General features: G+C 40.5%; 27 protein-coding genes. 9 read left to right on the forward strand and 18 right to left on the reverse strand.

Annotated features, from left to right (window positions below):
• Positions 1-26: 26 nt before the first annotated feature.
• The 5 genes from tmk to CK503_RS10020 all read right to left on the reverse strand — a co-directional run bounded on the left by tmk (position 27) and on the right by CK503_RS10020 (position 4,300).
• Positions 27-632 carry a dTMP kinase gene (tmk, locus tag CK503_RS10000; protein WP_095606665.1) on the reverse strand — a complete coding sequence of 202 codons (606 nt, stop codon included), beginning with the start codon at positions 630-632 and terminating at the stop codon, positions 27-29.
• Between the two features lie 103 nt (positions 633-735).
• Positions 736-1,446 (reverse strand): PspC domain-containing protein, encoded by a 711-nt coding sequence (locus CK503_RS16340; RefSeq protein WP_255233381.1) that lies wholly within the window; start codon positions 1,444-1,446, stop codon positions 736-738.
• 81 nt (positions 1,447-1,527) lie between these two features.
• On the reverse strand, positions 1,528-2,103 hold the full coding sequence (locus CK503_RS10010) for a 5-formyltetrahydrofolate cyclo-ligase (RefSeq protein ID WP_176466280.1): 576 nt from the start codon (positions 2,101-2,103) through the stop codon (positions 1,528-1,530).
• Positions 2,104-2,105: 2 nt separating this feature from the next.
• Positions 2,106-3,698, reverse strand: a complete 1,593-nt coding sequence (bshC, locus tag CK503_RS10015) for a bacillithiol biosynthesis cysteine-adding enzyme BshC (RefSeq protein ID WP_176466281.1) — start codon at positions 3,696-3,698, stop codon at positions 2,106-2,108.
• A gap of 29 nt (positions 3,699-3,727) precedes the next feature.
• Positions 3,728-4,300: a bifunctional nuclease family protein gene (locus tag CK503_RS10020; protein WP_095606668.1), complete on the reverse strand. Its 573-nt coding sequence runs from the start codon at positions 4,298-4,300 to the stop codon at positions 3,728-3,730.
• Between the two features lie 156 nt (positions 4,301-4,456).
• Here CK503_RS10020 and CK503_RS10025 point away from each other — a divergent pair, with 156 nt between their 5' ends.
• From CK503_RS10025 to nuoH, 9 genes are all read left to right on the forward strand, one after another.
• Entirely contained in the window at positions 4,457-4,831 is a 375-nt protein-coding gene (locus CK503_RS10025; protein WP_095606669.1) for an Mth938-like domain-containing protein, read from the forward strand.
• 176 nt (positions 4,832-5,007) lie between these two features.
• Positions 5,008-5,385, forward strand: a complete 378-nt coding sequence (locus CK503_RS10030) for an NADH-quinone oxidoreductase subunit A (protein ID WP_095606670.1) — start codon at positions 5,008-5,010, stop codon at positions 5,383-5,385.
• A gap of 21 nt (positions 5,386-5,406) precedes the next feature.
• The gene (locus CK503_RS10035; RefSeq protein WP_095606671.1) at positions 5,407-5,889 is read left to right on the forward strand and encodes an NADH-quinone oxidoreductase subunit B; all 483 of its coding nucleotides are present in this window, start codon (positions 5,407-5,409) and stop codon (positions 5,887-5,889) included.
• 5 nt (positions 5,890-5,894) lie between these two features.
• A complete protein-coding gene (locus CK503_RS10040; protein WP_255233383.1) occupies positions 5,895-6,401 on the forward strand; it encodes an NADH-quinone oxidoreductase subunit C in 507 nt (168 codons plus the stop codon).
• A gap of 9 nt (positions 6,402-6,410) precedes the next feature.
• The gene (nuoD, locus tag CK503_RS10045) at positions 6,411-7,700 is read left to right on the forward strand and encodes an NADH dehydrogenase (quinone) subunit D (protein WP_095606673.1); all 1,290 of its coding nucleotides are present in this window, start codon (positions 6,411-6,413) and stop codon (positions 7,698-7,700) included.
• 70 nt (positions 7,701-7,770) lie between these two features.
• Positions 7,771-8,322, forward strand: a complete 552-nt coding sequence (locus tag CK503_RS10050) for an NADH-quinone oxidoreductase subunit NuoE family protein (protein WP_095606674.1) — start codon at positions 7,771-7,773, stop codon at positions 8,320-8,322.
• Positions 8,322-9,611, forward strand: coding sequence for an NADH-quinone oxidoreductase subunit NuoF (gene nuoF, locus CK503_RS10055; protein WP_095606675.1), 1,290 nt, complete (start codon positions 8,322-8,324; stop codon positions 9,609-9,611). The genes CK503_RS10050 and nuoF overlap by 1 nt, the downstream gene beginning before the upstream one ends.
• Before the next feature lie 85 nt (positions 9,612-9,696).
• A complete protein-coding gene (locus tag CK503_RS10060) occupies positions 9,697-11,436 on the forward strand; it encodes an NADH-quinone oxidoreductase subunit G (RefSeq protein ID WP_095606676.1) in 1,740 nt (579 codons plus the stop codon).
• 10 nt (positions 11,437-11,446) lie between these two features.
• Entirely contained in the window at positions 11,447-12,457 is a 1,011-nt protein-coding gene (nuoH, locus tag CK503_RS10065) for an NADH-quinone oxidoreductase subunit NuoH (protein WP_095606677.1), read from the forward strand.
• A gap of 67 nt (positions 12,458-12,524) precedes the next feature.
• Here the strand turns inward: nuoH and CK503_RS10070 are convergent, their stop codons facing one another.
• The 13 genes from CK503_RS10070 to rfbF all read right to left on the reverse strand — a co-directional run bounded on the left by CK503_RS10070 (position 12,525) and on the right by rfbF (position 26,635).
• Positions 12,525-13,634 (reverse strand): NAD-dependent epimerase, encoded by a 1,110-nt coding sequence (locus tag CK503_RS10070; RefSeq protein WP_095606678.1) that lies wholly within the window; start codon positions 13,632-13,634, stop codon positions 12,525-12,527.
• Between the two features lie 203 nt (positions 13,635-13,837).
• A complete protein-coding gene (gene rffA / locus CK503_RS10075) occupies positions 13,838-15,022 on the reverse strand; it encodes a dTDP-4-amino-4,6-dideoxygalactose transaminase (protein ID WP_095606679.1) in 1,185 nt (394 codons plus the stop codon).
• A 40-nt stretch (positions 15,023-15,062) separates the two neighbouring features.
• Positions 15,063-16,001: a glucose-1-phosphate thymidylyltransferase RfbA gene (rfbA, locus tag CK503_RS10080; RefSeq protein ID WP_095606680.1), complete on the reverse strand. Its 939-nt coding sequence runs from the start codon at positions 15,999-16,001 to the stop codon at positions 15,063-15,065.
• A complete protein-coding gene (locus tag CK503_RS10085; protein WP_095606681.1) occupies positions 15,998-17,191 on the reverse strand; it encodes a TDP-N-acetylfucosamine:lipid II N-acetylfucosaminyltransferase family protein in 1,194 nt (397 codons plus the stop codon). Before CK503_RS10085 ends, rfbA begins: the two co-directional genes overlap by 4 nt.
• Positions 17,188-17,889 (reverse strand): WbqC family protein, encoded by a 702-nt coding sequence (locus CK503_RS10090; protein ID WP_095606682.1) that lies wholly within the window; start codon positions 17,887-17,889, stop codon positions 17,188-17,190. The genes CK503_RS10085 and CK503_RS10090 overlap by 4 nt, the downstream gene beginning before the upstream one ends.
• 25 nt (positions 17,890-17,914) lie before the next feature.
• Positions 17,915-18,601, reverse strand: coding sequence for a NeuD/PglB/VioB family sugar acetyltransferase (locus tag CK503_RS10095; RefSeq protein ID WP_095606683.1), 687 nt, complete (start codon positions 18,599-18,601; stop codon positions 17,915-17,917).
• A 448-nt stretch (positions 18,602-19,049) separates the two neighbouring features.
• A complete protein-coding gene (locus CK503_RS10100) occupies positions 19,050-19,859 on the reverse strand; it encodes a nucleotidyltransferase family protein (RefSeq protein ID WP_095606684.1) in 810 nt (269 codons plus the stop codon).
• Entirely contained in the window at positions 19,852-22,041 is a 2,190-nt protein-coding gene (locus CK503_RS10105; RefSeq protein WP_095606685.1) for a non-ribosomal peptide synthetase, read from the reverse strand. The genes CK503_RS10100 and CK503_RS10105 overlap by 8 nt, the downstream gene beginning before the upstream one ends.
• The gene (locus CK503_RS10110; RefSeq protein WP_095606686.1) at positions 21,989-22,639 is read right to left on the reverse strand and encodes an AMP-binding protein; all 651 of its coding nucleotides are present in this window, start codon (positions 22,637-22,639) and stop codon (positions 21,989-21,991) included. The genes CK503_RS10105 and CK503_RS10110 overlap by 53 nt, the downstream gene beginning before the upstream one ends.
• 35 nt (positions 22,640-22,674) lie before the next feature.
• Complete coding sequence (locus tag CK503_RS10115; protein ID WP_095606687.1) at positions 22,675-23,982, reverse strand: NAD(P)H-dependent oxidoreductase; 1,308 nt, start codon at positions 23,980-23,982, stop codon at positions 22,675-22,677.
• Positions 23,983-24,006: 24 nt separating this feature from the next.
• Positions 24,007-24,549, reverse strand: a complete 543-nt coding sequence (gene rfbC / locus CK503_RS10120; RefSeq protein WP_095606688.1) for a dTDP-4-dehydrorhamnose 3,5-epimerase — start codon at positions 24,547-24,549, stop codon at positions 24,007-24,009.
• A 60-nt stretch (positions 24,550-24,609) separates the two neighbouring features.
• Positions 24,610-25,821 carry an L-2-hydroxyglutarate oxidase gene (gene lhgO / locus CK503_RS10125; RefSeq protein WP_095606689.1) on the reverse strand — a complete coding sequence of 404 codons (1,212 nt, stop codon included), beginning with the start codon at positions 25,819-25,821 and terminating at the stop codon, positions 24,610-24,612.
• A 13-nt stretch (positions 25,822-25,834) separates the two neighbouring features.
• On the reverse strand, positions 25,835-26,635 hold the full coding sequence (gene rfbF, locus CK503_RS10130; protein WP_095606690.1) for a glucose-1-phosphate cytidylyltransferase: 801 nt from the start codon (positions 26,633-26,635) through the stop codon (positions 25,835-25,837).
• Between the last annotated feature and the right edge of the window lie 163 nt (positions 26,636-26,798).

Genomic DNA, 26,798 nt, shown 5'->3' on the forward strand with positions numbered 1-26,798 from the left:
TTAAAAACCCCGCGAAGAGTCTATTGCTAAGAATAATACCTTCCATTCAAACATTGCCAAATTTGCTCATGTACCTCAGATACGGTTTCAGTTGCATCAACCGTAAAAAAACGATCTTCATGTTCTGCCAGCTTATCATATCCCCTAATCACTTTTTCGAAGAAATCATCTCCCGCCAGCTCCATTCTATCTTTTGTTTCAGCCATTCTTTTCTTGGCATCAGTCAGCGACAATTTCATATATATAGTTAGGTCGGGCTTACGTTTATGGCTGGCAATATCATTAAGCTTATATATCTCTTGAAGAGGTATTGACTCTCTTCCATGCCCTTGGTAAGCCGTTGTTGAATCAAAAAAACGATCTAAGATTATAACTTTACCCTCTTTGAGTCCCGGCATTACATTTTCTGCCATCAATTGGGAGCGAGCTGCAGAAAATAACAACAGCTCTGTTACAGAATCGATTTGGAAATCGGGATTAAGCAAAATCTCCCTGATCCGTTCCGACACAATGGGGCCACCAGGATCTCGGTACACCTCGACGCGGGCACCTTTTTTTTCAAGTCGATGCCTTAATTTCTCTATCTGAGTAGATTTACCGCTTCCATCAATCCCCTCGAAGGTTATAAACACGTCATCTCATTTTATATTCGAAAAATGTTTCCTAAATATAAGAATCATCTAAGTTTCAACGAATTTGTTTTGATAATATCAGGATATATACTCCGAAGAAATACTAAAACTCAAAGTCATCCATCATTTCAGGAGGCTCTTTGTCCAACGCTATAGCAAGTGCAATATAGATAAGCAGCGAGGTTCCTCCCCCTGCAAACAACGTGATGATAAACAACGCTCGTATTACTCCGGCACTAATACCAAAGTATTTACCCAATCCACCGCAAACACCTGCTATCTTTTTGTTCGTTCGGGATTTGTACAGCTTTTTAGTTTGTTTGAAAGCATAACTATCAAATTGAGACTTGCTTCCTGAAGAGGTGCCTTTCTTTTTCCCTTTACGCCTGCTCTCCGATCCCAAATCATTATTTAAAGTAAAATCTTCTTCTGAATCCTGATCATCTGATGCCCCAAAGTCATAATCAAAATCATAGTTTTCAGAAGACTGCTGCTTCTTTTTTGACTTCTTTTTATCTCCAACAAAATAACCGAATCCCACCATTGTGACAATAACCCCTCCTATAAGAGGCAATATTTCAATAAGTCCGGATAAGTCAGGACCAATAGACAGCCCTATTGTTTGGATAATAAAGATCATCCCTACAAAGAACATGGCAATACCTACAATTGTTGAAAAATTCCAGATATTTGTATTTGACTTCTTCTCATCTTCGAGAAATTCATGCATTGTGGCCTGAAGTTCATGAGACTCAAAGTCCATCAAAGAATCAGAATACTGTTGCTTCGTCCGCTGTTTCATATGATCTGCCATAAGTTAATGCCCATTATTATGTTGTTAACAGCAAGCATTACGTAAGAATATGGGTATGTGTTACATCTATTAGCAAGCTATTTAATTCGGAGTCAATATACGTTTTTCTGTAATAATTTTATCCAACGGAATATCAAAATTCTCAGTCGGAAGCTGTTCCACGATATTGATATCAAACAAGAGTCCTATTTTGAGGCAATCAACATCTTTTAGAAAGCGGTCATAAAAACCTTCTCCATATCCAATGCGATTACACTGCTCATCTCCTCCTACCATGGGAACGATCACAAGATCAATAGCTTCCGGAGTAACCTCCTCCCCCTGGGTTGGCTCCATAACACCCCATTTGTTTTCTTTGAGATCAGAATATGAGTCTAACCGAATATGCGTAAGAGTACCACTTTCAAAATTTGTTACCGGTACTACCACATCCCGGCCTCGTGCAATCATCTCTTTAATGAGGACCCGGGTTTCGACTTCTCGGCGCTTATTCATCGACACATAACAATGAATAGTTTCAGCATCTTGGTACTCTTTCCGCTCTTTTAATTCCTCGATGATATCAGCAGAAGCACCATAAAATTCAGGCTCAGGAATAGATTCCCTTTGTTGTAATAGATGCTGTCGTAATTCTTCTTTCTTTTTATTCTTAGCCAAAATTATAGATACACTAATTTGTGATGATCAAAATCCTCATCCGGATCAAGGGTATTCAAAAGTTTATCCCAGATATCAATACCGTATTTATTCATAAAGAAAATTCCGGCAATTGTTCGCTCTTGCAATCCATCCCCCGGAAACAGATTGGCCTTAATTCTTCGGATTCGATTCAGCTGTGTTTGATCTTGCTTCTTAACCGAGCGATAAACCTTCCCTTTTAGCTTATTAAGCTCATTTATATACACAGACGTTGCTTTTTCGGCTGCTGCCTCCAATGTGGGATCAATATCTGCGATATCTTTCTTTTTATTATCCGATATCTCCTCAACCTGTGCTTGCCAGTCTTCAAAAATAGCTTCAATATCGTGCTTATCAGTTCTATCTACATAATCGGATTCAAGATCCTCAATACGGTTGCCATATTCATGAAATTCAAACGGAAGTTCTCCGATAATACGATCGATAGCCGGTTCAACCAGTGTCGCACTCAATCGCGGAAAGATAATCGGCATATCCATATCAAAACATTGGTACATGCTTTTCATTTGGCCGTAATAGGCGGTTTCTCCGGGCCCTGCCACATACCCAACCGTTGGCAACAGAGCATCCTGCAAGATAGGTCTTAAAAAAACATTGGGGGAAAAACGATCCGGATGGGCATCAATTTCATCGATAAGCTGAGCCGTACTCCACTCAATATTTCCATCGGTTTTCCAGCCATTACCATTGCGGGTTATCTTGGCCCGTCCTGTTTCGTCATCTAAATAAAAAAGGTTGGAGTCGTACAAGGTAACTTGCTGGTGATACTCTTCGGCAAGATCCGCACTTTTTTCTTCAAGCTGATCTCGAATTGTATCGGACTTCTCTATGGAGGCTTTTAGATATCCACCTGTGGCTTCTTTTACATCGGGATGATTACTGCCGGCCAATACCAACCCATGCTTTGAAAACAGACGACTGATAAATAATCCGAATGCTTCAAAAAAAGAACGGTCTTTTTGAAAGGATTCATCCAGCAACGTCCAAAGATCATCTGAAAAATCGGTATTATATAATGACTCTTTTAGCTGATCTCGCATGTCCGATATTTCATCAGGTAATGGTAAATTAGCAACGGTAGGAAGATGGTTGTTTTTGGGTGAAAGAGAAAAGGTTTTAGGTTCGTCCTCTTCGATAATAGTGAGCTTACGAACCTCATCATAATCATGATCTTCATCCGCCAACCAGAACACAGGCACAATCGGTCGGTCAAACTCCTTTTCAAGTTTTTGAGTGATATGGATAGTACTTATCGTTTTCAACACCGTATATAATGGTCCGCCGTATACTCCCAACTGCTGACCGGTAACTATGGCCAAAGCATTTTCTTTTTCAAGACGTTTAATATTGCGGAGTGCCGCCTCATGAACATCAAACTGTTTATTTAAAGCAGATAAAATTGATGCTGTCTGCTTGCGGTTCCCTTTAAATGCAAATTCATCAATTTTTTTTGAAACGGCATTGGGGTCAAACGGATCAGTCTCAAAAAAATCACTTACCTCATCAAAATTATGGACATAGGTTTTAAAAAGCTCCGAAAATGGAAGATGCACAAAAGAGTAATTAGTAACCTGCAATGCTCCTATCCCTTAAGTTTTTGGATTTCGTCCCGAAGCCTGGCGGCCTTTTCATAATTTTCAGTATCAATAGCGGTTTGCAGTTCATTCTCAAGACGTTCTAACTTGCTCATTTCTTTAGTCTGATCCTGAGATTGAGAACTGGTCGTTAAATCGCCACTCGACTCTCCCTCCGAGACAATACCGGCTTCTTCCAATATTTCACTGGCCACATATATAGATGCATCAAAACGAACCGCCAAAGCAATAGCATCACTGGGACGCGCATCCTGCTCCATTTTCTGACCATTATCTTTATAAATAATTTTTGCAAAGAAAGTACCTTCACTTAAATCATTTATAAAAACCTGTTCCACATTCGATCCAAAGTTCTGGATCATACTTTTTAATAAATCATGTGTCATAGGCCGCGGCGGCTTTATATGTTCCAATTCCAGGGCAATAGCCTGTGCCTCGAACGTCCCAATAATTATTGGCAAGCGTCGGTTTCCCTCTACTTCGTTTAATATTAACGCATAAGCTCCACCGCTGCTTGGGCTTGTCGACAGCCCTAATATGTCCATCTTGACTTTATCCAATGGTAAATCGTTTTCTTTTAATTATTAGATAGTGAAAATATTGCAAGTAAATTTACTGATTTTTACGGTACCCGTAAACTTTAGCACCAAGTTTAATAAACGTATTTTTCGATCTAAATGTTTAATTAAATGAAGATTAACTGATCCAACTTTGTTATGGCTACTAAAAAAGAATCTCCGAAAATTAATTCCATTAAATGGGGTAATATTAAAACGAGTGACGGGAATGTCTATAAAGATGCAAAACTATTCCCGGGCGGGTCACGCGAATGGGACTGGAATGAAACCGGAACCCACCATACCCCCGGTATTCAACCCGCTGATGTTGAAGAACTGATAACAAAAGGAGCCCAGACTGTCGTTCTTTCAAAAGGATTTTATAAGCGACTGGGAGTATGCGAAGAAACAACCGATTTTCTCAAAGAAAAAGGAGTAAACTTTTATATATTAGAGACTGAAAAAGCCGTTGAAAAGTACAATGGCATCCATAAGGAAAAACCGACAGGCGCGCTCATACATTCTACGTGTTGAGATGACTTAACAAAGACTTAAAATAACCAACTATATATACTCATTTTAAATAAGAATGGCTCTGAAAATTTATATCTTTTCAAAGTTAGATGTCCTATATTCTTTGCCTTAATTTCATTGACATTACGAGCCATTGCTACTAATTTCCGACTGACTTAAAACAATATAATAACGCGATGTTTGAGAACTATTTACCGATTGCAATTTTGGCCGGTGTTGCTGTTGTTCTGGCTATTCTTTTGATGACATTATCTCGTGTGCTGGGTCCATATCGTCCGAACAAAACTAAGCTTGATCCCTATGAAAGCGGGATGGACCCCGTTGGTGATGCGGCCAATCGATATTCGATAAGTTTTTATCTGGTAGCTATTGCTTTTATTGTTTTTGATGTTGAGGTCGTCTTTGTTTATCCATGGGCGGTCAGTTATCTTGACTTTGGACCCGGAACACTTGTATCAATGATTATCTTTATTTTAGAGCTTTATGTCGGATTGATTTATCTGATAAAGAAAGGAGCTCTCGACTGGGATTTAAAAAAAGGAATGTTTAATTAAATAATTGAAGCCTATAACTCTATGGGTATTGAAAATTCACTTGGTGACGGTTTTTTAACCACTAAAGTTGATTCACTGACAAATTGGGCTCGATCTAATGCGGCTTGGCCAATGCCAATGGGGCTGGCCTGCTGTGCTATTGAAATGATGGCATTTGCAGCTCCAAAATATGATGCTGCTCGCTTTGGGTCCGAGGTAATGCGTTTCTCTCCGCGACAGAGTGACCTAATGATTGTTGCAGGTTGGGTCAACTATAAAATGGCTCATGCTGTCCGTAGAATTTGGGATCAAATGCCAGACCCCAAATGGTGCATTGCCATGGGCGCCTGCGCTTCTACCGGTGGAATGCACCGCTGCTATGGCGTAGTGCAAGGTTGTGACAACTTCTTGCCGGTTGATGCCTACGTATCCGGTTGCCCACCGCGTCCCGATGCCCTTCTTCATGCTTTAATGAAGATTCAGGATAAAATTCGAACGGAACATTCTACTAAGCTCGATACCTAATTAATATGGAATTGTCAGAAACCCTTCAATCGGTCGTTGATGACCTCTCCGAAAATTATTCGGAGCATTTGATTGATGTTTACCAATCGACCGGTGATACTTTTATCCGCCTTCAACCGGATTCCATTGTTGAAGTTTGCAAATATATAAAGAACGAGCACCATTTTATTTACTTGGCAGACATTTTAGGTGCTGATCGTTTTACTTCGGAAGAACGTTTTGAAGTTATTTATAACATTGTATCGCTTCGCGATCGAGAGCGGTTATTTCTTAAGGTTTGGCTTGAGGAAGAAGAACCTACGGTTGATTCCATAACTGATGTATGGCAATCTGCCAGCTGGCATGAACGTCAAGTATACGATATGTTCGGGGTTCGTTTTAACAATCACCCCGATATGCGGCGTATTTACATGCCCGAAGATTTCGATTATTATCCGCTTCGCAAGGAATTTCCATTGTTGGGTATTCCAGGCTCAATTGAATTACCGAGTTCAACTCCCGACACCGAATAACAAGTTTTTATGGATACTAAGCATATAAAAAACGATGTAGATCCTAAGTTTCTCAAGAAGCATCAGGAATCGCTATATGATGCTTTAGAGGACAAGCATACGACCGTGGAGATCTTGGACGAGGATCCCCTCAATACCAAAATGGTATTGAATATGGGACCACAACACCCGGCCACTCACGGTGTATTGCGACTTATTCTTCAACTCAACGGCGAGCTCATTGAAAAAGCCAAGTTAGATATTGGCTATCTGCACCGGGGCATTGAAAAGATTGCTGAGAACAAGACGTACCAGGAGTTCATGCCCTATACCGATCGTACGGACTACCTATCGCCCTACAGTAATAATGTGGCGTTTTGTACCGCAGTTGAAAAAATTGCTAATGTCGAAGTTCCTGAAAGAGCTCACTACATCCGCATGATTGGAAGTGAGTTATCACGAATCTCATCACATCTATTGTGGTTGGGAACTATGGTACAGGATACAGGAGCTGTTTCGTTCTTTCTGTGGACCTTCCGTGAGCGTGAAAAAATTTATGATATTTTTGATCACATTGGCGGACACCGTTTTACTATTTCTCACGCTCGTATTGGCGGGGTTGCAAATGACCTTACTGATGATGCCTTAGCAATGATTAAGGATTTTGTCAATGAGTTTCCGCAAGAACTTAAAGACTTTCACGGTCTGTTAGACCGTAACCGAATTTTCTTCGATCGTAATCGTGGAGTCGGCGTACTGCCTACCGAACGAGCGCTCGAAATTGGAGCCACCGGCCCTACCCTGCGGGGATCCGGATATGCATATGATATTCGTGATTTTGAACCTTATGCTCGTTACGACGAAGTGGAGTTTGAAATACCTACTCGTCTCGAAGGTGATAATTTAGCACGTTATTATGTGCGGATGGAAGAGATGCACGAAAGCATTCGTATTATTCGCCAGTGCCTCGACAAACTTCCAAAAGGCCCTGTGCGTACGGACAATGCCAAACAGGCATACCCATCCAAAGATGAAGTTTATTACTCGATGGAGGGTATGATTCATGATTTTATGATGACCGATACCGGAATTTGTCCGCCCGAAGGAAGTGAATCCTTCCATTCGATTGAAGCACCCAAAGGCGAACTGGGATATTTTATCCAAAGTAATGGCACCGGTCACCCTTGGCGACTTGGTATCAAATCACCTTCTTATGCCAACCTCCAGGCACTCGAAGACATGCTTGATGGTGAGATGGTAGCAGATACAGTAATTATGATTGGAGGCGTCGACCCCGTTATGGGAGATTCCGACAAATAAAAAGATTAACAAACGAGTATTCGAGTAGCAGCGTGCTACTCTTTACTCCTTACTAAGCATTTATTGATTAATGGCTGACTTGTCATTTACAGAAGAAGAACTTGAAGAAATAGAACGCCTTAAGGATAAATTTCCGACGGCAAAAGCGGCTACATTACGTGTATTATGGCTGGCACAGAATAAGTATGGCCATGTAAAAGATGAAGTACAGAGATTAGTAGCCGAAACACTTGATTTACCCAAAGCTCATGTGCATGGCGTTGCTCGCTTTTATACACAGTATTACAAAGAGGAAAAAGGTAAATTTGTTCTTGATGTTTGTACCTGCCTCAGCTGTCAGCTTTGCGGGGGCTACGATATCTTACATCATTTAGAAGATGAACTGGATATAGAAGCCGGAGAAACAACCGATGACGGGATGTTCACCATTAATGAAGTCGAATGCCTTGGGGCCTGTGGATACGCTCCTATGCTTCAGGTAACAAATGGTGTTTACGTCAATAATCTAACCAAGGAAAAGGTTGATAAACTGATCAAAAATCTTAGAAACGGTAATATGCCAGAGTTTGAATCCATGGCAATGCCGGAACTGGAAAAACGAAATCAAGCTGCCTCAGAATAATGGCTCAAGACTGGAAATCATTCGAACCACTACTCATTCCTGATATTCCCAATCTCGAAAAGATTGACGTTTATGAGGAAAATGGTGGCTATGACGCGTTAAAGGAAATACTAAATGACCAGGAAACATGGTCGCGAAAAAGTGTTGTTGAAGAAGTAAAACAAGCTAATATTCGCGGTCGTGGCGGGGCCGGCTTTAATGCCGGATTGAAGTGGAGCTTTATGCCCGATCCCGACGGAGGTCCTCGCTATCTGGCTTGTAATGGCGATGAATCTGAGCCTGGGACCTTTAAGGATCGCAAGATTTTTGAATATAATCCGCACCTCTTTATTGAAGGGGCTTTGATTGCTTCTTATGCCATGACGGTTGATACCATCTATGTATACATCCGCGGGGAGTATCTCTCTTGGGTCGAAATGCTTCAAGATGCAGTTGATGATGCCTATGAAAAAGGGTATTTAGGTGATGATATTTTGGGCACTGATGTATCTATTGACATGGAATTGACTTATGGTGCCGGAGCTTATATCTGTGGTGAAGAAACGGCCATGCTCGAATCTCTTGAAGGCAAACGTGGATATCCACGGACCAAGCCCCCCTTCCCTGCTCAAAATGGCCTATGGGGACGTCCGACAACGATCAATAATATTGAAACTTTAGCTAATGTTCCGTTAGTCATCAATAACGGGGCCGACTGGTATGGTGATATTGGCGCCGAAGAACATCCCGGACCGGTACTCTATGGAATTTCAGGACACGTGAATCGTCCGGGAGTATATGAATATCCCACTGGCGTGCCCGTTATGGATTTAATTAATGATGTGGCTGGTGGAATTCGAGGAGGCAAAGATCTTAAGGCCATTATTCCCGGAGGATCTTCTACTCCTCCATTAAGAGCTGATCAGCTCGATGGCGTTACCATGAACTCTGATTCTCTTAAAGACGTAGGATCAATGATGGGTACGGCTGGAATGGTAGTGATGGATGAAGATACAGATATGGTAGAAGTACTCTGGAGAATTGCTCACTTTTACAGTCATGAATCCTGCGGCCAGTGTACTCCATGCCGAGACGGTACCGGATGGCTCGAAAAAGTATTGAAGAAAATAAAAGACGGTGAAGGAGAAATGAAGGATCTTGATCTCCTGCTGGATATCGGGAACCAAATGGAGGGCCGCACGATCTGTGCTCTCGCTGATGCCGCAGTATGGCCGGTACGACACACCATCAACCGTTTTAGAGACGAATTTGAAGAACGTTGCAAGAAATCTGTTCACGCAGTTGCGTGATCTAAATAACAAATCACAGAAAAATTGTGGTAAGTAAGTAATTCGCTGTCACAATTGCTTTGTGAATTGAAATTTATTCAACATTATGCCAGAAGTATTTATAGACGGTAAACGTTACGAATATGATGAAGAAAAGGATGAGATGTTGCTCCAGTTTATCATGGATCAAGGTCTTGAAGTTCCTTTCTTCTGTTACCATCCTTCTATGTCTATTCCGGCGAATTGCCGCCAGTGCATGGTCAAGGTTGGGACCCCAGTCAAAGATCGAGAAACGGGTGAGTTTGAACTTGATGAAGATGGAGAGCGGAAAATTCGATGGTTCCCAAAATTCCAAACGTCCTGCTCTACGCGTCTTCAAGATGGAATGGTGGTTCTTACGCAAGAATCATCTGAGGAAGTAGCACGAGCACAAAAAGACAACTTGGAATTTATTCTTATCAATCACCCGCTGGATTGCCCAATTTGTGATCAGGCCGGTGAATGTCCGCTACAGATTCAGACCTACAAATATGGTCCGGAAGGAAGTCGATTTGAGGTAAAAAAAGTTCATAAACCTAAACATGTTGACTTAGGTCCTCGGGTTACATTAGATGCCGAGCGTTGCATTAATTGTACACGTTGCGTGCGCTTTACCGAAGAAATTAGTGAAACCCATCAACTTACCATTGTTGATCGCGGGGACAGCAACTACCCGACTACAGGACCCGGTGAAACTTTTGATGATCCGTATTCATTAAATACCGTTGATATCTGTCCGGTTGGTGCTCTTACCTCTACAGATTTTCGATTCAAAGCCCGCGTTTGGGAAATGAATCAAACCCCAAGTATTGATATTACCAACGGCAAAGGTTGTAATGTTGATCTGTGGACTCGTGATAATGAGGTATTGCGAATCACTCCTCGACAAAATGAGGAAGTTAATGATTATTGGATGCCAGATGTCGGACGTACCGCATATGAGCGATTCAACGAAAATCGTGTTGACCGCCCCTCAATAAAGCTTGATGGTGATAATCAATCGAATACATCATGGAATAATGCGATTGAAACATTTGCTGAAATATTGGAAGCTCACGATTCAAGTGATATAACAATTATTGGAAGTCCCCATGCTTCTGTTGAGGAAAACTATGTCTTCAACAAATTCTTTAACCTGTTGGGCACATCCAATGCCAAGTTCACACCGCATATTATCCCGGGATCAGGCGACGGCTTTTTGATAACGGATGATCAGGCGCCAAATACCAATGGTTGTCGCGTTATCAATCTTGATGAAACTGATAACGATACGATAAAGGCTACAGTCTCTGGAGCAAAAGTGGTCATTATTTTATCTGATGATTTAATCGGACGAGAGGTTCTTTCTTCCTCAGATCTGAATGACTCTTATACCATTTCATTTGCCACCAACAACACAGATACCACAAAGGCTTCTGACCTTGTAATACCAATAACCTGTGTTGCCGAACATACGGCAAGCTATGTAAACGTAGACGGACGTATCCAGCGCTCCTACCCTGCCAAAGAAACGAAATACACGAACCGCCGACTCAATTTAGAGATGTCGGAAGGACGTTTGGATCGCTTTGGTACAAACTTCGATAACTGGGTGAGCGAGGAAAATAAAGTAGACTGTCTGCCGGTTTGGGATTTCCTTAATAAGCTTGGCGACCGCTTAGGACTTGATTTCGAATACAATCACTCACGTGAAATTTTTAGTGAGCTGAGCGACTCTTTAGATATTCTCAATGATGTATCCTACGAGCGTATGGATAACGAGAAAGGCGTTCAGTTACCGATCAAACAAGAAGAAGTTAAAGCATAATACTTTTTAAATGGAACCAGTAACAACAACTTCATATATCGTATTAGGGATTGCCCTTTTTATGCTGCTAAACTCAGCAGCCCTTGCTGTGTATGCCGAAAGACGGGTTGCCGCATTTATTCAAAATCGCTGGGGGCCTAATCGTGTTGGACCTTATGGATTATTTCAGCCCATTGCCGACGTTGTTAAACTTCTCCTAAAAGAGGACGTTACTCCGGCTCGTGGTTTTAAGACCATCCATGCTATTGCTCCTATGATTCCGGTTTTTACTGCTCTGATGACAGTTGCGGTGATTCCTTTCGGTGATGGACTCTATGCAACTGATATTAATTCCGGAGTGCTCTATATCCTCGCTATTAACTCACTTGGAGTATACGGGATTACCTTGGGAGGATGGGCCTCAAACAGTAAATACTCACTCTTAGGTGGATTACGTGCTGCAGCACAAATGATAAGCTACGAATTACCGATGGGGCTGGCTGTCGCTTCTTGTATTTTATTTGCCGGATCACTTAGCTTCATAGATGTGGTTAATTCACAAGAAGTTTGGTGGAATGTGATACGCAATCCCATTGCAGCAGTCATTTTTATTGTTACAGCATTTGCTGAAGCAAATAGAACACCCTTTGATTTGCCCGAAGCTGAACACGAGCTTGTAGGTGGCTATCATACGGAATACAGTAGTATGAAATTTGGTATGTTTTTCCTTGCTGAATACATGCACGTTGTTGTCGGCAGTATGTTAATTACCACCTTCTTCTTTGGAGGTTATCACCTTCCCTTCGCAGGCCTATGGTTGCCGGAAATGGGAGTAACAGCTAAAGCTATATTGGATGTCTCAGTCTTTGTACTTAAAACCGTCTTTTTTGCCTTCTTGTTTATCTGGGTGCGATGGACCATTCCACGGTTTAAATATAACCAGGTGATGAAATTAGGTTGGAAACGCTTATTACCTATAAGTATTTTCAACTTTTTGGGTCTGGCCGTAATTGTATATTTCTGGCATCATTACATCGCCTAACAAATTTCTCACTACCTGATTTTAAAAGAAAAAGGGAGAAGAACATTGATTTCTTCTCCCTTTTTTGTTAGCCGTTGATTGAAGCTGTATTAACAGCATCTACTGATGCTCTCTCCTTACTTTGTGGGATCAAGTAATAATCTTTGTACCAATTTATAAACTTTTCAATCCCTTTCTTATACCCAATTTGCGGATGGAAGTTGATATACTCGAACAGATCTTCAACGTCAGCCCACGTCTTAGCAACATCTCCCGGTTGCATGGGTAACAAGTTCTTTTCAGCTCTAAACCCAAGCTGTTGCTCAATTTCATCAACAAAATCCATGAGTTTAACCGGGTTACTATTCCCAATATTAAAAATACGATACGGTGCAAAACTCGTTGATGGATCCGGATTATCACCAGACCAGTCTTCATTCGGTGTAGGCGGTTCAGGAATTAGTCGGTGAATACTTTCAACAATATCATCGATATAAGTGAAATCACGCTCCATTTTTCCATAGTTAAAAATATCTATAGGCTCTCCCTTTATAATCGCCTCCGTAAATAAAAATAACGCCATATCCGGGCGTCCCCATGGACCATAAACCGTGAAAAAGCGCAGTCCTGTAGTCGGTATATCAAAAAGATTCGAATAGGTGTGAGCCATCAGCTCATTCGACTTTTTAGTAGCAGCATACAAACTCATGGGATGATCAATATTGTGTTTTGTAGAGAACGGCATTTGAGTATTTGCTCCATAAACAGAACTTGATGAAGCATAAATTAAATGCTGTAATGAAGAATGCCGTGCTGCCTCCAGAATATTTAAGAACCCGGTAACATTACTATCTATATATTGGTGCGGATTTTTGAGGCTGTGACGTACTCCAGCTTGTGCCGCCAAATTAACTACTACATCAAATCCTTCCTCAGCAAATAATTCATTTATAGCATCTGCATTCTCAAGATCCGTTTTGATAAAACGGAAATTCTGATTTGTAGTACTTTCTACAACCGTTTCATCCGTAATGGATTCTTTAATTAATCCCAGTTGTGCCAGTCGGGCGAACTTAAGATCTGTTGAGTAATAGTCATTGATGTTATCCAATCCAACAACATCGTACCCCTCTGATATTAACCGCCTTGACAAATGAAACCCTATAAATCCTGCCGCACCTGTAACTAAAATTTTCATAGTATTCTACTCTCTAACTAACATTATTTTTTACAATAGTGTGGTATATCTCAAAAAACGTGCCATCTCAGACAATAAATATGTTAGACCCTTTTTAAGCTATACAAGAAAGAAAAAAGCAGTTTTTGGAGATGGAGTATTATTGTTACATACAGTAATTGAGTAAATATTACTCCTACATATTTTATTGATTTCACAATCTCTCAAGCATTTGAATCAGCAGTTACTTTTTTATCCATTCCATTCGAAGAAACCGGTTGGAGCCTAATACTTTTAAGAGCTTCTATAATTCGTTGCTGATCTTCTTTACTCAGTTCATAGTACAAAGGTAGACGAAGCAAACAATCTGTATAACGGTCACTCATTGGGAACGTCCGATCTATCTCATAGTTCTTACTCCTATAGTATTTACTGTCATGAAGACTCAGATAATGAGATACCGCTTGGATATCGAGATCTTTTAACTGCTCAATCACTCGTTGCCTTTGCAACAGGCTTTCAAAACAGAGGTAGTACATATGAGCATTATTCCCAGCATAAGACGGTATTTGGGGCTGTTTGATGTCGTTATGATTTGCCCAGGATTGCAGCTTGCTGTGATAAGTATTCCAAATCGCTTTTCTTTTAGCTTGAATATCTTCTAAATTTTCTAACTGCGCCCATAAAAAGGCGGCTGTAATTTCCGAAGGTAAAAATGACGATCCCGTATCAATCCACTCATATTTATTAACCTCTCCCCTGAAGAATTCAGCCCTGTTTGTCCCCTTCTCCCAGATGATTTCTGATCGGTCAATAAATCGATCATCATTAATAGCCAACAGGCCTCCTTCTCCTGATATGACATTTTTTGTCTCATGAAATGAAAACGCTGCCAGATGGCCGATACTTCCCAGCGGTCTGCCTTTATAATTTGCCTCAATAGCCTGGGCAGCATCTTCAACCACTATAAGATTGTACCGCTTAGCCAGCGCCATCACCTTATCCATATCACAGGCTATACCAGCGTAATGAACAGGCACTATCGCCTTTGTTCGAGGAGTAATTAGTTCTTCAAGAGTTTTTTCATCCATTCCGGGATGATCCTCTCTACTATCAGCAAACACGATTTTTGCCCCCTGCCGCGCAAATGCCAAAGCAGTAGAAACAAACGTATATGACGGTACAATGACTTCATCACCGGGTTTAATATCAATAAGTAGAGCACACATTTCTAACGCATCCGTACAAGAGGTGGTTAGCAGAGCTTTTTTTATACCATATCGATTTTGAAAGTACTTCTGGCACTTTTGAGTATAGACCCCATTACCTGAAATCTTGCCAGAATATACCGCCTGGTACATATAGTGCATCTCTTTTCCGGTCAAATATGGTTTATTGAATGGAATCATAGGTATTCCCTTTCATCAAATATTTGTATTTATATGCCCCTTAGGCTACTTTTATCGGATTTACCGATTCAATGAGACTCGATCTATTTTTCTTAGTACTCTCATTCTCCAGCAACGAATGCAGATATTCGCCATAGCCATTATTACTCATATCACTGGCTAATCCCAATAGATGCATATCATCAATCCATTTCCTCCGCCACGCAATTTCTTCAGGACATGATATTTTTAATCCCTGTCGCTTTTCGATAATTTCAACAAATTGTGAGGCTTCCTGCATAGCTGTATGAGTCCCCGTATCCAGCCACGCAAACCCTCTCCCTAATATTTCTGCACATAATTCTCCCCGGTCCAGATACATCTGGTTAACTGAAGTGATTTCAAGCTCACCACGCGCAGATGGTTTTACCCGTTTTGCAAAGTCAACCACCTGGTTATCGTAGAAATATAGACCCGTTACGGCAATATTGCTTTTCGGTTCATTGGGCTTTTCCTCAATGCTAATCACTTTATCACATTCATCTACCTCTACCACCCCAAACTGTCCGGGATCACTAACTCGGTAGCCAAAAATTCGGGCTCCCTCTATATTATCAACTACATCTTCCAGGAGTGGACGAAAACCGTGTCCATAAAAAATATTATCTCCCAATATTAAGCATACATTGTCATCACCAATAAAATCTTCACCAATTAAAAAGGCCTGGGCCAATCCTTTCGGACAGGGTTGTACCTCATAGCTAATAGAAATACCCCATTCGTAACCATCCCCCAACAACCGCTCAAAGCTGGCTTTATCTTCCGGTGTAGTAATAATTAGAATATCTCTGATGCCCGCAAGCATAAGTACCGACAACGGATAATAGATCATCGGTTTATCATAAATGGGTATCAACTGTTTTGATATTCCTCTCGTGACCGGATATAAGCGCGTTCCCGATCCTCCTGCAAGAATAATTCCTTTCGTATTATTGCTCATGATATTACCTCTCTACTACTTTTTCTTATTCCAAATAGTTGGTCAAACGAGTGCCGTAATTCCTCCACTAAAACATCCATTGATAATGTATTCTTTAATATCTTTCTGTTTTCCCGCACCTGTTTCTGGGTAAGCAAAACAAGAGTTTCTTCGGATGAGGTGAGATCTTTTTCTATTAAATAGATATTACACCCTAACTGTTTAAAGTACCGATAGATATCAGTATCATTTAAAAACACCTTGGCCCCCAAATACAGTGAAGCAATAATATTCCCCATCGCCTGTGGTCGGTAGTGATTCATAATCACAATACCACATCCACTGATGACTTTATTGTATTCTTCAATTGGTAAAAAGTTAGTGAGCGGCGAGAAATGATCTGGCAATAACTGTTTACCTTCCTTTATTATTTCTTTTGCATATTTGGGACTACCATAGCTAAGTGGAGCTACCACTTTTCTATCGCCTAAATCTAAATTCTGCAACAGCTCTAAAGCTTCAAGATGGTTGTTCGTTGCCGATGACGAATTGCCTAACAAGATATTTTGGCCATCGGCTCTTAACTCCTCATTTTTGATGATAACTTCGATAGGATAATAGGTAAACGGTATCCGCTGAATAGAAGAATTATAAAGATCTTCGTTAATGTGATGTTCGTACGAGTAGCCCGGCAACGAACCAAAATACTTTATTTCATATAATACACCTCGAAAATCCACTTCATAATCATCCCCAATATTGCTATATCTAATTTTACGATATAGCTTTTTTACAAAACCGTAAAAAGTAGTTTGCTCAGTCTGCTCAGCCAGTACCTTTGTTTTCGGTCCAAACAGTGTATTATTCAAAATTCCACTGTTATAAATTTCGGCTCCGTGTACGATGGCCATAAACCGTTCTTTATGTGAGGATTCAGAAAATATGATCGTATTTATTTTGTTGAGGCCGTGCAGTATCGTAATCTCATGATCATTACTTATTTTCAACAAGCGTTTTATGATACCCGGTGATTTAACCTCGAACTGTGCATTTATGACAAGTTCTGTATTTAAAAAACGAATAGGGGGATCGGCAGCCGGTTTAACAATTACAAATCTGTTTAGCCCCGGGAAAGCGTTTTCAAATAAGTGATAAGCGCCATCAATGAATTTTTCATCTGTGGCAATATGCACGATACGAGGCTTGCTCATCTCATAACCTCCTTGTTCATCATCATATAGTCGGTGGCCCGTGGACCGGTGTTAAATATTAAATCGATGATAGAAACAGCATGCACGAAATCACCATCCTGCTGCGGATATGGTGGGTAGCCATCATAGTTCATCCATTCTACAGCGATACCAGCATTCTCAAAAATATCTACATCCAAATAAACTTTAGCAGCCGGGCCACTTACATAAACGTCAGCACCAAGCTGCCTGCAGATAGAAAGCAACCGCTCTGATTTATCTCCCCGAGATGGATATTCAGTACTTTGACTCAATGGAGTTTTTATTCCCAGAAGCGCATTTATACTCGATAAAAAATGATAATTAATTTCACTTAAAAACTGTTGGTTAGCCTCTTGATACAGCGACTCAAAAATTTCACCGTAATGATTAAAATACGGCGCCTTATTATATACATTACGAATCGTTTTCCAATGCTGTGTATTCCAGTCGGGATCAGCAATTTCCACTTCGCTAATAATATCAAATTGATGTGCCGAAACGGGGATGGTAAGCCATTTTATTCCCTGTGGGGTTTTAATCCTGTTTCTATTGCGCCAGTCGCGCTTGGTATATTGGACTTCATCATAAAGCACAAATTCATCCACTTGATTAATCATGTCAAAATAGCCCTTCCAGGGGATGTAATTGGATTGACATATTGCAATTTTTTTAGCCATAGAATTAACTGTTAGTGATCAAAATTTAGTTTGATAGATTTCCCATATTTTTATTAGTCTCTTTCTTAGTATGAATAGGTTTGGCGGGAATACCTGCTACCGTAGTATTATCGGGTACACTTTTAGTAACTACTGCCCCCATCCCAACAACACAATTTTTACCAACAGTTACATTATCTCTAATTAGCGCCCTGGCACCTATAAATGTTTTCTCTCCAATTGATACTCCGCCCATAATAGCCACACCGGGCGCTACAAAACATAAGTCTCCAATTTCAGTTTCATGACTGATAATAGACTGGACTCGTATTAGTACATTTCTTCCAATATTCACATTAGTTCCTATGAATACTCCCGGAGATATACAAGAACCTTCTCCCACTGAAACAGTCTCATGATCAATATTAGGAGGCTCTGGGAATACCAGTGTACAAAGCTTAGCATTATACTTTGACAATTTATTAGCCACTACTTCCATGTTATCTGTTGAAGACGCTACATTATTAAAAAAGTAATACCCCTGCTTAATGAACTTAGGTATCGATTGTTCATTACCTACAACGGGATAGCCAAAATATTCATCGACTTTCCCAAACTTTACATCATCGATATAGCCGACAACCTCCCATTGTTGATCCCGGTTTGTATTCCAATACTTTATCATGCTTGGCATGGAGGGATACCCACATCCATAAATCAATAGTTTGCCCATTATTCCTTTCTTTATTTATAAGATATCAGACAACTTCACCTTTCACTTTCTTTTCTGATCGGTATTAAATCGTTATCACAGACAGTTATTTATTTGTCTTAATGTTTTAACAAGCAATCATTAAAAGTCTGCCTGAATTTCTCGGCACAGATTATCATACCTCTCTCCAATTGATTATTGCACTAAGAGCTTCTTTTACTACTTATATTACAATACTTATGCCATTTTCAGCACTTTCTTACTGTGGTAATCTCAAAAAAGAAAAAGAAGCTTTTTAAGCTGTCACAGGTACATTAGTTTCACCAAAAGAAATGCTTTATTTATTTAGCAGCGAATAGCCTTAACTAATGTGCAATTAGTGGGTTATTTTTTAATTTGTGACGAGTAATTTTTACTCTGTCTTTTATAAGATATAAAGACGTGTAGAGTGTTAAGAAGAGCTATAAACTCAGACCTCAAGGATACCTTTGAAGTTTGTATCTGAATAGAACTGAGTCATCCAATTTTCATCCTTCACCTTCTCCAATTCAGCCGGAGTACCGATATCAATAAATGCCCCTTCATCAAATTTAACATACGCCATACTCAGTCCGTCATAAATAGCTTTTTTTACAATATCTCCAAGGTATAATTCCTTTTGAGAAGTGTGGGATCTCCGTTCATCTTGTACATAAGAATGAATATATCGAGAGAATGCAGGCGTCCATGCGGCCATGATCCACGTATAAAGAAGACCAGTTTTTTTGGGCTTTATCAAAATCTCATTAATGTTTCCATGGGCATCAAACCCTATCATATCAGCCTTCTCCGGCTTATCCGTTTTAAACAATCCTAAAACAAGGTCTGCCCCTGAACTGCGCTGACAATCAAGTATTTTTTGGTAAGCATTTACTGGTTTAAAAATGATATCCGGGAAACCCAATAACACTCTACTTTCCTTTACAAATGGATATGCTTTATCTATCGTAAACGGCACCCCCTGGGTGGCTTCACTTACAATGTACGCAAGGTCCATTTCGGATTGATAACCATTGCTAAAATATTCGGGAATATCCCATTTCCCACGACGGAGAATAAAATAGGTCTTTTTGACATTGGCATATTGCAGGGCTTCTAATAAAAAAGATGAAACCACCCGCGAGCTGCCATCAGGCAGAGTGACTGATTGCATTTCTTTGCTGCATGAAAGCATCGGAGCAATGCGGGTTGCAAAACCTGCTGCAGGTATTAAGCCTATTACATCGCTGGAATCAATCATCTCCAAACATCTTTTTTCTAATAATTTGATGTGCACTGCTTCTCTTGAGTACATCGTTATGTTGACCGCCTATTATATGCGCATCAAATTGGCCTGTACACATCTCTCGAAACCCAAAGAAAATATCATCCCACCATCCCTGGAGTCCCATCGAGCGGCCATAGACTACATTTGATTTTAGATAAAGAATATCTCCTTCATAAATGGTTTTCTCATGCTTTTTAATGGCAGCTAACTGAGAGATAGCACTATATCGATGCCGGTCCTCAGCAGGAATCTTTATTGAAAGTTTTTCATATAGAGATATTTTCAATAACTGCAACTTATCCTCAAGTTTTAATACCATTCCACCCAATTTAAAATAGAAAGGCATATATTTTGCCAACAAAGGATAACGCCTCATTGAATGATCATCTTTTTTGACATCTTTATTTTGTGGCTTTCTTCCTTTTTGAATATCAGTTCCATTTGGAGCTTCAGCTATTTCCAAATCTAACTTATCACTCATCTTCTTAAAAGCTACTTTATCTGAGTTCGCAGATTCCGGTTCATCAGCACAATAATATTGAGAATGTAAATTAGGGGCATCCGAAACTAATATAGGATCCAAGATCTCAGCCCCTTCTTCTTTTAGCAGTTTTGCTATTTCAATAGCGATAATACCTCCCACACAGTGTCCTCCTAATCTATATGGACCGACAGGGAAAGCTTCACGAAGCTCTTTTTTATAGAACTTTGCCATCTCAATAATATCATCCTCCCCTTTAAAACCATCCCATCCCGGCCATTGAAATGCGTAAACAGGCTGATCACCGGGCAATCCCTTAGCTAAATCATTAAACATCAGTACATTACCAGCACCGCCGTGAACCATAAACAGGGGCACTTTATCGGGCTTCCCAAGTTGGATTACCTGCAAAGATCTGAACCTACCAAAATCTATAGCCTCATTACTTCCATCGATTATTTTCGAAAGATCTTTAATAGTTGAAGCCTGAGTAAGAGTTGAAAGAGGAAGATACTTATCAAACTCCTCTTCAATTTTCATAAACAGTGTAACTGCATTCAGTGAATCTCCCCCCAGATTAAAGAAATCAGAAGATCGAGATATGCTTTGAAACCCTAATAAATCACGCCAAATTTTAGCGAGGCGAGACTCAGTATCAGATTGGTAGTCTATTTTTCCTTCGGCATCGGATACTTGCTTATCTGGTGTTGGTAACGATTTAAAATCCACTTTGCCACTTGGTGTATAGGGGATATTTTCAATTTTCATAACGAAAGCAGGCATCATATAGTCCGGCAACTGTTCATCCAGATAAGCTTTAAATTTTTCTTCATTAATTTCACCGGCTTTTTGTGGAACATAATATATCACCAGTTGTGGATGGCTTTCCTGATCATGCACTGCATGGGTAATACACTGGACAATACCCGGATATCGTGCTCCTACTATATTTATTTCACCGGGCTCTACTCGGTATCCTCGAATTTTTATTTGATGATCGGCCCGACCTAAAAATTCAATATCCCCGTCTTTATTATAGAATCCCAGATCACCGGTCTTATATAAAATTGGATGATCGGATTTATCTAAGGGATTAGGGATAAATACATTATCTGTTAATTCCTTTCTTCCTATATATCCATGGGCCAGGTTCTGACCGGCAAGATATAGTTCCCCGGTCTCTCCTTTATTTACCGGTTCTAAACTCTCATCCAGAATATAAATATCAGTATTTTTTATGGGCTTACCTATAGGAGGAAGATCAGACCATGTTGAAGGATCCTGATCTAACAAATAAGCTGATACCACATGTGTCTCGGAAGGACCATACTGGTTTTCAAGCACCGAATGGGACAGTTTCGTGAAGAACTGTCGTAAACCAGCATCAACACGCAGTTGTTCACCGGCTGTAATCACTTCTTTTAATGAGCCGGGTATTCTGTCTGTTGTAATTGCTACTTCAATCAAACTCCGAAGTGCTACAAACGGAATAAATAAACGCTCTATTTCAAGATCGCTCAGGATCTTTAGCAAAATTCGAGGATCTCGCCGCTCATTATCATTTATTAAAAATAACGTCTCTCCTGATGCAATAGTCGTAGCAATTTCTTGAAATGAAACATCAAAACTTATACTGGAATACTTTAGCCTCTCTCTTAAAATATTCCCGTCCAAGCTGCCAATCTATTAGATTTGATAAAGCGCGATGTGGCATCTCAATCCCTTTGGGACGTTCGGTAGAGCCAGACGTAAAAATGACATAAGCTACATCCTCTCCACTGATATCCACCGAGGGAGACAAATCAGAATATTTGCCTAATTCTCTCTCTATTTTCTCCCAGAAAAAAACCTGATCCGAATTTATTTCAAATCGATCGGAGAATTTTTTATGAGCAATCAGTAGGCTCAATCCGGCATCTTCCCTCATTATTTGGAGCCGGTCAATCAGATAGTGCGGATCCAAAGGTACATATGCAGCCCCTGCTTTAAGAATACCGATAATGCTTGCTATCATTTCAGGAGATCGATCCAAGCTTATTCCAATACGATCTCCTTTACCTATTCCTTGAGCAATAAGATAGTGCGCAATAGTATTCGACAGTTTATAAAGCTCTTCGTAGGTTAACCCCTCATTCCCAAAATGTAGAGCAATAGATGTTTTGTGCTCTTCAAATCCCCTATTTAGCCACTCTGTTATAGTTTTAAAAAATATAGCAGGATTAGCCTTTCCATTACTGCTAACTATTTCCAGATCAAATTTATTTAATGCCATTATGTAGTTTACCCCGTACTTTTTTAACCCTTTTTCTATACCTCCTGCAACACACCAAAATGTTCTTTCTGTTCTTTGCGAAGCTGATCGATCAGTCGTCCTTCCGGCACCTCCACATCATCATACGTCAGGGCGGCATCTTTTTTAATATCTCTTTTTAAAACACATCCCTCTGCAACCCCTAACGGTAAAAGGTTTTCTGCATCGGCAATGTCTGCATTCTCACACACACCATAGGTCATATAATGACCGATCCCATCAATCTCTTCGCCAGCTTTCAAATCTTTCTTGGCTATAGTCACAACCTCTACGACTGGAGCCCCCAAAGGTGCAATTGTGGCGTCATCAAACAATACGGCCCGAGCCACAGTATTTGGAACTTCAAAATGACAAAGGTGATAAGGGGTGTAGAAACAGTAATACGGTCCTTCTCCAAGTTTATACAAATTCAGGTAATGTTGCTGCTGGGGATGATCGTGAGTGCCGATAACAAATACACCCGGAGCCGGAGTAGCGCCCACTATATAGTCCACTGCGCCCTCTTCTATATTCAGAAGTTCATCGGGATATTCTTTAATGGCTTCTTCTAACGGAGTTCCCGTTTCTACAGTTGGACCGTACATTCCCCGTTTACCCACTTTCATGCCGGTTGCATTAGCCACTATAGCTTGCTCAAATGAAATTTTACTACCATCTGCAAATGAGGTAACCTTGGAAGGTTTCTGCCCCCATTTTTTGGCAAACCCTTCTTGTGTTGTGGGGTTTCGATACTCATCCTGCAAACCTTTAATGTTTCCACATAATACGGGCTCAACACCAATTCCTTTTACAAAACGATACAAGTTCATGATAACGCCGGGTTGATCTCCATCAACATTCGTAATAATCACGTCATTCTGATCTGCATAAACTTTTAACATGGCCCCTACTGTGCCATCCAATTCAGCATTCATTAACACCACATGCTTTTTATTACGGATTGCAGCTAAAACCACTTCCGCACTGAACTGTACAGCTCCGGTTACTTCGATAATAATATCAATTTCTTTAGATTCACATAATAATAAGGGGTCAGTTGTTACGGCTGCTTTCTCTTGTTTTATGGCCTCGTCCAGTGCCCCTTGTGAATTTACTTCGGTAACGGCTTCTATCCCTGACTTTTCATAAGCCGCAGTTGCCTTATCCAGTGTTCGATTTGAAATTGCCACTAATCTCATCCCTTTCGCAGCAGTTTGAAACTGCAAGGCTATTCCTTTTCCCATAAATCCAGCTCCAACCATGGCCACCTTGATCGGATTATTCTCTTTTTCTCTTTTTTCTAATGCTTTATCTACGATGATCATGATATATACTCCCCTAAATACAGTTTATGTTCTCATTATTTTTTTGAAATCCGACCAGCTCTTATCCTTTTCTGACATAATTTTAGGATCAGCCGGCCAGTCAATATTGAAAGATTGGTCATCCCATCGAATCCCCTTTTCAGCCCCCGGCGTATAAAATTCCGAAACCTGATATGTTACCTCTGTTTCATCTTCAAGTGTGATAAACCCATGAGCAAATCCCTCAGGAATATACAGCATGCGATAGTTCTGCTCGGTAAGCTCAACGCCAATCCACTGCATGTAGGTTGATGAATCGGGCCTCACATCAATAATAGCATCCCAGATCGCTCCCCTTGTACATCGTACCAGCTTTGCTTCTCCATAGGGCTCTTCCTGATAATGCATTCCCCGGAGTGTATGCTTATAACGATTATACGAGACGTTGGCCTGGGCAACAGAGAATTCGATTCCCTGCTCCTTAAATTCATTTACGCAAAACGCTCGTGCAAAAAATCCCCGTTCATCTCCCAGCTTTTTAAGGTCGATAACGAAAGCATCGTTTAATTCCGTTTCATTAAAAATCATAGTGTTACCCCGTATCGATAAATGTTAATTATCAAGTAATCTTGTGAATATTCCAGAAAATTACGCGGTCAATACTTTGCTCGATTTATGATCCATTACATATTCAGCTATGGAATCACCAATTTCGAGTGAAGCTGTGGCTGCCGGAGAGGGAGCATTACAAACATGAATACTTCTCCCGTGGTACTTTATTAAAAAGTCATCAACCAGGGTTCCATCCGGGTTCAGCGCCTGGGCACGTACACCGGCAGGAGATGGAACTAAATCTTCAGCCCGAACCTCCGGAATCAATTTCTGGAGACTTTTAACAAATTCAGCTTTAGAAAATGATCGGTAAAGCTCTCTGAACCCCTCTTGCCAGTGTTGTCCGGCAAGTTTCCAAAGCCCAGGATAGCTCAATGATTTCCAAGCCTCCGATGCATCAAATGAAAACTTCGAATATCCCTCTCTCTTGAGGCTAAGTACTGCATTAGGACCAGCGTGAATACTGCCATCGATCATTCGAGTAAAATGGACCCCCAAAAAAGGAAACGAGGGATTGGGAACCGGATATATCAGATTTTTTACCAAATGGCGCCGCTCCTCGGTAAGTTCGTAGTATTCTCCTCTGAATGGAATGATACGATGCTGGATATCAACACCCGCTTTTGATGCAAGGGTATCACTGTACAGACCCGCACAGTTTATTACATAATCGCATTCAAAAGATGCACCTTTTGTTTCAACATAGCATTGATTGTCAACTGTTTTAATTGACGTAACATGCTGGTTTAAAGAAATTTCTACACCCCGTTGTTTTAATTCTTCAACCAGTGCCTCGGCAACTTTTTTATAGTTTACAATTCCAGCTTCTGGCACATGCAGGGCCGCAATTCCATTCACATGGGGTTCCAGCTCATTAAGCTCACTCTTTGATATTTTCTGAACCTTTAGTCCATTCTTTGTTCCTCTTTTGGCCAAGATATCCAGATATGGCAACTCCTCTTTACTGGTAGCAACAATGACTTTACCGCATTGATCATATTCTATGCCAAATTCTCGGCAAAAGCTCATCATTCTGTTACTGCCACGCGTACAGAGCTCAGCCTTTTTACTTCCCGGTTCATAATATACTCCGGAATGAATTACCCCGCTGTTTCTGCCGGTCTGATGTGATGCCACCTCTTTTTCTTTTTCAAGAATAAGAATAGATGACTCAGGATTTGCCTTTTTAATGGCGTATGCTGTCGCCAGCCCAACGATCCCTCCGCCAACAATTATAAAATTATTCATGTGGCAATTTTTATTAGACTTCGACATGTGTTGATTCGTTTTCCCAAACGCGCCATGGACACTCATCAGCTTTCCATAAATCCTCTAAGTGATTTTTATCCCGTAAAGTATCCATGGGATGCCAGAATGAATTATGGCGAAAGGCACAGAGCTCTCCGATGTTTGCCAATTGTTCCATCGGCTCCCGTTCCCAAACCGTTTCATCCCCTTCTATATAATCAATAACCTCTGGTTCCAATACAAAGAACCCGCCATTAATCCAGGCATTGTCCTCCCGGGGTTTCTCTTTAAAGGAATCAATTTTACTCTCTTCATGTCCCAGTTTGAACGTACCAAAACGTCCCTCCGGCTGTACTGCCGTAAGTGTTGCAAGAGTATCCTGGGCTCGGTGAAAATCAATCAGATTAGATATATTGATGTTGCTAACGCCATCCCCGTATGTTAGACAAAAAGTTTCGTGGTCTACATAATCTTTGACTCTTTTTAATCGGCCCCCGGTCATCGTTCCATCTCCGGTATCAATCAGTGTAACATTCCAGGGTTCAACCCCATTTTGTAACACCCTCATCTCATTATTTCTCAGATCGAATGAAACATCTGATCGATGAAGAAAATAATTTGAAAAATATCCTTTGATCACATAGCCCTTGTATCCACAGCAGACGATAAAGTCATTAATACCGTAGTGCGAATAGATTTTCATAATATGCCATAAAATAGGTTTCCCTCCTATTTCTACCATGGGTTTTGGACGAACACTTGTTTCCTCACTTAGCCTTGTTCCATACCCACCTGCTAATATCACAGCTTTCATATTCTGCTCCCTTTTTAGTTTATATTATTTTTTTGATACCCAGTGCCATTAAGCTATCTCTACTACTCTTTACTCTTTCAAATAATGTGCCAGAGCCCACATATCAATCTATTTTTCGCTACAAATTTAGATACCCCTCTCTGAACTTATAAAAATATATTAG

The sequence above is a fragment of the Fodinibius salipaludis genome (assembly GCF_002287075.1).
Taxonomy (GTDB): Bacteria; Bacteroidota; Rhodothermia; order Balneolales; family Balneolaceae; genus Fodinibius; species Fodinibius salipaludis.